Annotated in this window: 10 protein-coding genes; 8 read left to right on the top strand and 2 right to left on the bottom strand. The window is 39.7% G+C overall.

All coding sequences use genetic code 11. The annotated features are described in order from the left end of the window. The 6 genes from R7R78_RS23405 to R7R78_RS23380 all read left to right on the top strand — a co-directional run. Positions 1-1025, top strand: a 1025-nt coding sequence (locus R7R78_RS23405; RefSeq protein ID WP_318070193.1) for an Imm49 family immunity protein, incomplete at its 5' end; no start/stop codon positions are given. A 144-nt stretch (positions 1026-1169) separates the two neighbouring features. Further along, the gene (locus R7R78_RS23400) at positions 1170-2000 is read left to right on the top strand and encodes a GIY-YIG nuclease family protein (RefSeq protein ID WP_225474314.1); all 831 of its coding nucleotides are present in this window, start codon (positions 1170-1172) and stop codon (positions 1998-2000) included. Between the two features lie 142 nt (positions 2001-2142). Then, positions 2143-2673, top strand: coding sequence for a hypothetical protein (locus R7R78_RS23395; protein ID WP_225474313.1), 531 nt, complete (start codon positions 2143-2145; stop codon positions 2671-2673). Between the two features lie 148 nt (positions 2674-2821). After that, the gene (locus R7R78_RS23390) at positions 2822-3103 is read left to right on the top strand and encodes a barstar family protein (protein WP_151514934.1); all 282 of its coding nucleotides are present in this window, start codon (positions 2822-2824) and stop codon (positions 3101-3103) included. 252 nt (positions 3104-3355) lie between these two features. Further along, positions 3356-3691, top strand: a complete 336-nt coding sequence (locus R7R78_RS23385; protein WP_054730774.1) for a zinc ribbon domain-containing protein YjdM — start codon at positions 3356-3358, stop codon at positions 3689-3691. Positions 3692-3862: 171 nt separating this feature from the next. After that, positions 3863-4591: a hypothetical protein gene (locus tag R7R78_RS23380; RefSeq protein ID WP_225474312.1), complete on the top strand. Its 729-nt coding sequence runs from the start codon at positions 3863-3865 to the stop codon at positions 4589-4591. Positions 4592-4761: 170 nt separating this feature from the next. Here R7R78_RS23380 and R7R78_RS23375 read toward each other — a convergent pair whose 3' ends face one another. Beyond that, positions 4762-5061 (bottom strand): type II toxin-antitoxin system RelE/ParE family toxin, encoded by a 300-nt coding sequence (locus tag R7R78_RS23375; protein ID WP_015296889.1) that lies wholly within the window; start codon positions 5059-5061, stop codon positions 4762-4764. A 7-nt stretch (positions 5062-5068) separates the two neighbouring features. Next, positions 5069-5311, bottom strand: a complete 243-nt coding sequence (locus tag R7R78_RS23370) for a type II toxin-antitoxin system Phd/YefM family antitoxin (protein WP_005442033.1) — start codon at positions 5309-5311, stop codon at positions 5069-5071. Positions 5312-6826: 1515 nt separating this feature from the next. Here R7R78_RS23370 and R7R78_RS23365 point away from each other — a divergent pair. Together R7R78_RS23365 and R7R78_RS23360 are read left to right on the top strand one after the other, a co-directional pair. Beyond that, positions 6827-7222, top strand: coding sequence for a hypothetical protein (locus R7R78_RS23365; protein WP_051118181.1), 396 nt, complete (start codon positions 6827-6829; stop codon positions 7220-7222). A gap of 143 nt (positions 7223-7365) precedes the next feature. Continuing rightward, positions 7366-8187: a phospholipase D-like domain-containing protein gene (locus tag R7R78_RS23360; RefSeq protein ID WP_225474311.1), complete on the top strand. Its 822-nt coding sequence runs from the start codon at positions 7366-7368 to the stop codon at positions 8185-8187. Positions 8188-8389 lie beyond the last annotated feature (202 nt).

Here is an 8389-nt window from a genome sequence, read left to right as displayed (position 1 = left end):
TTGAATTGGCTTTAGTGTTTACGGCACAATGGTTCAGGTCGGGTGGTTTGCGTTGTTCACCCCTTAATGCGGCGTTAACTAACTCCTTCGATCCAGTTAATAAATTAAAGAGAAATGTTTATATGACATCAAAAGAACACTTTAAACCAATACCATGTCATGCAGACTACCTAAAGAGACTTTCTAACCCATATGGGATGAAATGTAATCGACTGCTTGATGACTTTGATTTTTACTATAAAAGTGGCAAAGTCGATTTATATGATGTGAGCCTTGCAGGTCTTTCTCTAACAAGTTGTCTATACCATAAGGTTGGTGACATAGAATCCAGTCTTAGAGCGATGGATATGCATCAGTACTTTGATATTAAATTAGTACAGTCACAGCTATTCAGTGATGAAGAGACGATTTCTGTGGTACTCCCTAAAGCAGAGGTGACTTTAGGAGCGAAGACAGTTCAACACATCGCCATCAGTGGGGCACATCTGATAGATTTAGCTTGGCTATCTTTATTCTGTGAGCAAGTGAGCGATATAGAATACCTTGCCAACTCAGCCGATCACCCAAGCACTGAGTGGTCTAATGTTCGGTCTCATACCTTCTTTGAACTCCAGATGGCCATGCTTGGAATAAAATCTGGCGACGTTAAGTCGTTAATTCAGAAGTTTATTGATGTAAGTACTCCTGAGTATCTTGAGGGTTTAGCCTTTGAACACGCAAACCTTATCAATTTACCAACGATTAATGTGATGATAAAAGTCCTAAATAAATCAGGTTGTGGTGAAGCGGAATATCAAGAAGTAATGTATGAAGCGGTCAAAGGGCACCACAAGTATTGGAGTCAAAAAAAATTAAAGGAAGAGTTAACTGGCTATTTTTCTGTGCCTTTATTGGCACTTGCAAAGCTTGCTTACCAGAAATACGGGTTTCGCTTGGGGTTTGAAACGGATTATGTTCCAGAAGCCTTCTATACCCGTAATATGCCCGAGCCGAGCTATAGCTTTTTAGATATTTACAAATCGTAGTTAGTTAACAAACTGTTTAAGAGTGATTCGTAACGCGTGGCATTTTTACAATGCGTTGCGTTTAGTGTTTAAGGTGGTATGCGGGAGCCTCGGCATTGCGTTGCTCACACCTTAACAGGGCGTTAGGTGCTAATGGAATTCATCATGAATATCGAAGAGTTACTGAAATTACGAGGCTTGGATACAAGCAAAAAAATAAAGCTCGTTAGACATCAAGACCAACGTTATGATTTATATGAGCTAATGACTACTGGCCAACTGGAAACCTATCAAGCTTGTCAATCTAAGCCCATTCTTGATTGCGAATATATGGTGTCATTTATAGGAATGCCGCATAGCAAGGCAAGATTGTATGGCGTTTATAAAGTTCTTTCTCGTTCTCGCGTTGGTGATATTTGTCTTCCTAGCTCTTACAAGATTAAAGAAGACCCAGAAAATTGGTTTTATAAACTCGAAAAGGTAGAAGGTTTCGAGGATCTTGAAGAGAGAGTCATTATTTACTGGGGTCAATCTACCAGATCTTGGCATCAATGGATCAAAGAAAAAGAAGTAGTAGAGATTTTGCCTACTGGTTATGCGAGGCCATTCCCCGGTTACCTTGACTTTGTTCTTAATTTCGATGAACTGAGTCGGATTTTTAACTACCCTGAAGCAAATCGTGAATGGAAATCTGCCTTATCAAATGTGGCTGGTATATATTTAATTTTACAGCCTAGTACTGGTGCTCAGTATGTTGGATCCGCATGTGGTTCCCAAGGCATATATGGTAGATGGAATAACTACGCTTCAACCGGTCATGGAGGCAATAAGCTACTAAAGCTCATATGTGAAAGTGGCAGGGATATGCACCGTGAGTTTAGATTTTCCATCTTACGCACCTTGCCAAAATCTCTTACGCAAAAGGAAGTTATCGAATATGAAAACTTCTATAAAAGTAAACTGGGTTCAAGGGCTTATGGCTTAAATGAAAACTAGCACCTAACAAACTGTTCAAGAGGGATTCGCAACGCGTGGCATTTTCACTATGCGTTGGTTTTAGTGATTAAGGTGGTATGCGGCTGCTTCGGTATTGCATTGCTCACCCCTTAACAGGGCGTTAGGCTTCATGGAGATAATTATGAATTTAGAGGTTGGCTATGAATTTGAGGAAACTCTTATTTCTCAGAAACGTGGTAAATGGTCTGCTCTAGGTGTTCCCCATAAAGGTTGGTGTTGCGTTCACATTGAAGATCTGGAATCAACAGACCAAACATGCGAAATGTGTGAATCTCAAGAAATCAGGTATGTTCACCATATGCAGCATGACAATTATCCATTGATTTTGAAGGTTGGTTGTATATGTTCGGGTCATATGGAAAATGATATTTCCGCAGCAAAACTAAGAGAACGGACAGTAAAAAACTGGTCAAGCCGACGTAAACGTTGGTTAACTAGAAGCTGGAAGCTATCGCAAAGAGGAAACCCTCGTCTAAACATTGAAGGATTTTGGGTAACTGTTTATCAAAAAAGTGGTAAATGGGGAGCTACGGTAAACTCTAAAGACGGAAACTATAGCAAGTTTTTATATCGTAACTTTGATAGTGAGCAAGAAGCTAAATTGGCAGCATTTGATCTATTTATGCTGGCTGCCTCAGAAAAAAAAGCCTAACAAACTGTTTAAGAGTGATTCGCAACGCGTGGCATTTTTACTATGCGTTGTGTTTAGTGTTTAAGGTGGTATGCGGGAGCTTCGGTATTGCGTTGCTCACACCTTAACAGGGCGTTATAGCGCAGTGGCATTTATCAGGAGAGGGACTATGCGCATTGATTTAATAATGATAGAGAACGAAAATCAACTTCATGAATTGATGGCTAATTGCTTTGGTTTCCCAGAATTTTATGGAAAAAACTGGGATGCTTTTTGGGATTGCCTTTGTGATCCAGGTCTACGCAATTCGGATTTACCTCAAGTAATAGAGTTTGTAGGTTCTAGTCATTTGAAGTCAATTCTCCCTGAGAGTTTCGAATCCTTAAAAGGTTGTTTTGATGGTTTGAGCCGAGAGTTTCCAAATATAGGTACCAGAGTAGACTGGAACTAATGCGCTATAACAAAGCGTTTAAGACAGATTCGCAACGCTCGGCATTTTCGTTTGATTCAGCTTTAGTGTTCACAGCACAATGGTTTAGGCAAGGTGATGGCGTTGCTCACTACTTAACGCGGCGTTATGGCTTTCGGAATAATTCGAGTTAGGTAGCACAGTTGGTATTACTAAATATAGTGCCATGCCTCTCGCTAATCGAGCGTTATCAACTTATCATATATCAACTGTTAATCGAAAAGTTGAAAGTTTATGTCATTCCCTCCTTGTCCAAATTGTCAGTCTGAGTATGTGTATCAAGATCAAGCTAACTTGGTTTGTCCGGAGTGTGCGTTTGAGTGGAACCCTGATGAAGTTGCCCAAGATGAACTTATTAATGTTAAGGATGCAAATGGTACTTTGTTAGCCGAGGGTGACAGAGTTACTTTGGCAAAAGATCTTAAAGTTAAAGGTAGCTCCCTGGTGTTGAAAATCGGTACAAAAGCAGTTGTCAGGCGTATTTTTGATAGTAAAGACCACCAACTCGACTGCAAGGTCGATGGTGCTGGAGAAATGATGGTAACAGCGGCGTTCGTGAAAAAAGCTTAGGCTCGCGAAGTTAAGTATCGCCATAACAAAGCATTTAAGAGTGATTCCCAACGTTTGGCATTTTTCATTCCATCGTGGGTTTTGTGTTTACGATGGTCTGGCTAAGTTTTGTGGTAGCGTTGCTCACACCTTAATGCGGCGTTATGTTTCCGATTGATTTCTGAGGTAATAATGAATCAAGAACTAGAAAGCTTATATAGGTCAAAGTGGGATGCCTTGCTAGAAGCAGCAAGCGGATTGTCTTCAAAAGCTTCAAACCCTCTCCTCATCAAAGTTGATCAAACCTACATCGATTCAGACGTTAAGGTAATGATAGTTGGTCAAGAGACAGATGGATGGTGTGGACAGTTGAATGCTGGTGATGCAACAGTCGAAAACCTAATGAATGAGTACTTTAATTACTTTCATCAAATTTCCGGGAGCGGCAAAAATCGAGGGAAGCGAGCCTTTTGGAATAGAAAGAATTTTAGGTTTTTCCAAGAAAAGCTTACCGAACAGTTTAGCAGTAAGACTGTGTCATTTATCTGGAATAACATTTCAAAAATAGGTAACGATGGACGTGGAAAACCAAGCCCTTCCATACGAAATTTGGAGCGAGAGTATTTCAATATCCTAGCTGAAGAGTTCTCAATACTTAGACCTGATATTGTAATTTTTACAACGGGAAGTACACGAGATTCTTTTATTAAGCATCACTTTGGTAATAAAGTTCAGTTCCTACCGAAGTTGAGCTTTTTAGATGGCGTGCTTGCAGAGCAGACTCTGAACTTAATCGCTGAAGTTAGAATCCCTCAATATCCCGATCTAAAAGCAATTAGGATCGAGCATCCTAACAGGCGTACATTGAGTAATTCTGTTAGTTTTAGTGCTTTAAAGCAGATGATAGAAAGAGAAACATAACAATCTGTTTAAGAGTGATTCGCAACGCTTGGCATTTTTGCTATGCGTTGCGTTTAGTGTTTAAGGTGGTATGCGGTGGCTTTGGTATTGCGTTGCTCACACCTTAACAGGGCGTTAGTTTGCATGGATAAACTCTCACCCCAGTTATTGTTTCTAGGGTGAAAGTCATGTTATTTCAGGTGATTCTGGGGTAGTTGTGATTGACCTAAAACAGCAACGACTAAGATAAAGTCATCTTCTTTGGTGAAATAAGCTGTGTGTTTTCCAATCGGAAAATAAAAGCCATTTGGGTATATCTCGTCACAACTTCTTCCTAAACCTGGATTATCAGCTAGCATCTGAAACCCCGATAGCAAAGTGTCTTTATAGTTGCGCCACTGTAATTCAGAAAAGTTTTCAACAGTGTAGTTTTTGACCTTGCGCAAGTGAGATTGTGCTAAGTTACTTAGCTTGTATTTGTTCTTTTGCATAAGTGAGTTACAGCGAATTTAGAAAGCTTTCGCCATCAACAGTGTTCCCATTGTTCAAGTCTTCTTTGGCTGATTTAAAGCAGTGTTTGAGGTACTCAACTTTCATAGCTTCTAGCTCTTCAAAGTCACGAATGGACATGACAACGACAGTATCTTTACTGTTTTTGCTGATTTTTACTGGTTCGCGTTGTGCGCTTAGAAGTAGTTCGCCGAAATTTCGTTTGGCATCATTGGCTGTTAATGTATGCATGGTCAGTTCCCAATTGAGTGTACAGTTAGATTATAATATATCGCATGAAATGTGCAATTTAATTAAATCGTGCGATTTGTGCGAAATGCAAACTAACAAACTGTTCAAGAGGGATTCGCAACGCGTGGCATTTTCACTATGCGTTGGTTTTAGTGTTTAAGGTGGTATGCGGTGGCTTTGGTATTGCGTTGCTCACCCCTTAACAGGGCGTTAGTACGGGTTTTACATCAAAGGTCATAAGTTTTGGTGTTTATCTGTTTCTGCGCTCGTCTTTACACCTTTCAGTTTGTACCTTTCACGTTCTTTCCGGTGGCACTATATGCGGAGTGTTTGCTTTGACTTCACCGTTTACGGTTTCTAACTCTTAGCCTATTTCTTTGGTGCTTCTTCATTTTTGTGGAGGCTTCTGAGTAAATCTTGGTTGCTATTGGCGCTGCCGTCGGAGCGCGAAGATCGAATCCTTTCCTAATTTGAAGTGAGTGAAAGTAGGGGAGTTCAGTGCATTTTTCTTCTAGCCAACTTTCGTCTTTCAATCGGGGTAAAGTTTTGTAGCTGCCCGTCTCACTTCAGTGTTCAAAGCCTTTCATATCATGCTAGTTTTCAATATCTTGGAGCGCATAAATAGAAGTAGCGCATGTACTAACAAATTGCTTAAGAGTGATTCGTAACGCGTGGCATTTTTACTTTGCGGTGGCTTGTGTGTTTAAGGCACTGTGCGGTAGCTTTTGTATTGCGTTACTCACACCTTAGCAAGGCGTTATGGCACTCCTCAATATCAAATCTAGACTAAACTTCTTGTTAATCAGGTCATTATTTGATTTTGTATAATATTTAGCCTGAAGTTTTTTATATGATTTTCCTCGTTTTTTGCTTTAAGGGAATAAAGTATGGCATTAATCCTATTAATGTATTTGGGCTACTTCATTGTTGCGTGTCTGCTGGCTAGTGCGTGTATGCGGATTAGGTATCTTCTAATCAAACTCATTAACGTGGTAAGTCCTCGAAAAAGAGTGTTACTAACTAGAGAGACATACTCGGTTTTCTACATACCATTTAATGCTTGCTTCGCATTAGTTGTTATCGCAACTTTTATGAAAGTAGAACAAGTCTTTCTGTATTTGATCATTTTGGGGTGTAGCGGGTGGCTATTGTTCAACACGAATAAGTATATCAAGTACATTAACGATTTAGGTCTGAGTTTTCGCATTATTCCAATCGTATACCTATCACTGCCTTTTGCGTTTATTGGTGCTTATGGAGGCTTTGTTGTTAATCTGATCTGGGGTGTAGCCATGCATTCTCCGCGTTATCAAGGTAATACAGACATCATAAGAAACTACATGCGGTAGCAAAAGTGCCATAACAAAGCATTTAAGAGTGATTCCCAACGCATGGCATTTTTCACTCCATTGCTGGGTTCAGTGTTTACGGTGGTATGGTTAGGTTTCGTGGATGCGTTGCTCACACCTTAATGCGGCGTTATATGCCCAAGTTAATTTTTAATTAGGAGTTTTAATGGCATTACTAGAAATTTCAGATGTATCTTCGTTAAGTGAGGCAGCGATCAAATGGGTAGAGTTTTACGTAAACCGTAAAGAAAACAAAGCGAAGAAAGAAAATGAAGCTATTAAGTCACTAATGACCTCTTTAGACAGAACAGCAGTGTACATGAAGTCTGTTCTTGATAATGCTGAGTCTAAGTCAGACACTGTCGAAAGGGAATTATCAGAATGTTGGTACTCAACCTCCATTCTTGTACGCGAGTACAATGCAGAACTAGCTGAACGTTGCTTTTTCAAAGGAATCTATTGGTCAAATAATAGTAGATTTACAGAACAAGAGATTATCGATAAAAAGATGAAATTGCATCATATTGAAATGGACGTTGCGAAAGCATTGGCAAGCATATAACAATCTGTTTAAGAGTGATTCGCAACGCGTGGCATTTTTTCTATGCGTTGCGTTTTGTGTTTAAGGTAGTATGCGGGAGCTTCGGTATTGCGTTGCTCACACCTTAGCATGGCGTTATGCGTTTTTACGAATATTGGTAGAGTATGAAATTATCAGATTTTTCTATTGAAGCTCTAAAAGGTTTTGTCACAGGTGACGATTCAGACGCTCCGTATATGTCAGGACCTGATCTGGTGAAGTTCTTCAATTTATTTGGTGTTAGGGACGTTTACTCTTTTCAAAATGGTGGATTACCTGAATCAGCAAGCCGAAAAGATTATGTTCTGAAAACTGTAAAGTTTCTCAATGGGACTAATCAGATGAAGTTAATGGTTGAGGGGTTAGTTGATAGTAGGCGTTCAGAAAATTATGCCGAACTAGCCGTTGGCATTAATGAGATCATTAAGCACGACGGTTACTCGTTAGAACAAAACTCTCTCGGTGTTTTTATTGTCTCAGGCTGTAACATTGAAGATTCCACTGTTGATGTGGAAGCATACTTTCAAGAAATACGTCAGCGAATTTTAGAAAGTATTTTGCAAGCCAAATTCTCAATATGGGTAGCAATGGCTTGGTTCACCGATAAAGAAATCGGCAATGCCTTACTTAACAAGCACCGTGATGGTCTAAATATACAGGTCATCGTTAATGATGATTCTACGACAAGCAAATACGGCTTAGACTTCTCAACCAAAGGTATTGAGTACTATAAGATTGCTCCCTCAAGTCCTTGGGGCAAGAAAATCATGCACAATAAATTTTGTGTTATTGACTTTAAAAAGGTAGTTCATGGCTCATACAACTGGACTAAGAATGCTCAATACAATAATGAAAGCATTACTATCACAGACAGTAGAGAACTAGCTGAAGATTTTGCTGAGCAATTTATTGCTCTAAAACAGGCGCACAAATCAGCACACGCATAACAAACTGTTCAAGAGGGATTCGCAACGCGTGGCATTTTTACTATGCGTTAGTTTTAGTGTTTAAGGTGGTATGCAGTGGCTTCGGTATTGCGTTGCTCACCCCTTAACAGGGCGTTATATGCCCCTTTGGAGATTAGTAGGAGAATTTAATGTCTAATCCTGAAAATGAAGTAATTAAAGCTGTTGGAACGGATATTTATCA

This window comes from Vibrio sp. 2134-1 (genome assembly GCF_033339495.1).
This window is presented reverse-complemented; position numbering and strand designations above follow the sequence as displayed.

Bases quoted from the DNA above. Each gene is read 5' to 3' on its own strand.
- R7R78_RS23400 (WP_225474314.1), top strand. From the start codon at position 1,170: ATGAATATCGAAGAGTTACTGAAATTACGAGGCTTGGATACAAGCAAA.
- R7R78_RS23395 (WP_225474313.1), top strand. From the start codon at position 2,143: ATGAATTTAGAGGTTGGCTATGAATTTGAGGAAACTCTTATTTCTCAG.
- R7R78_RS23390 (WP_151514934.1), top strand. From the start codon at position 2,822: ATGCGCATTGATTTAATAATGATAGAGAACGAAAATCAACTTCATGAA.
- R7R78_RS23385 (WP_054730774.1), top strand. From the start codon at position 3,356: ATGTCATTCCCTCCTTGTCCAAATTGTCAGTCTGAGTATGTGTATCAA.
- R7R78_RS23380 (WP_225474312.1), top strand. From the start codon at position 3,863: ATGAATCAAGAACTAGAAAGCTTATATAGGTCAAAGTGGGATGCCTTG.
- R7R78_RS23375 (WP_015296889.1), bottom strand. From the start codon at position 5,061: ATGCAAAAGAACAAATACAAGCTAAGTAACTTAGCACAATCTCACTTG.
- R7R78_RS23370 (WP_005442033.1), bottom strand. From the start codon at position 5,311: ATGCATACATTAACAGCCAATGATGCCAAACGAAATTTCGGCGAACTA.
- R7R78_RS23365 (WP_051118181.1), top strand. From the start codon at position 6,827: ATGGCATTACTAGAAATTTCAGATGTATCTTCGTTAAGTGAGGCAGCG.
- R7R78_RS23360 (WP_225474311.1), top strand. From the start codon at position 7,366: ATGAAATTATCAGATTTTTCTATTGAAGCTCTAAAAGGTTTTGTCACA.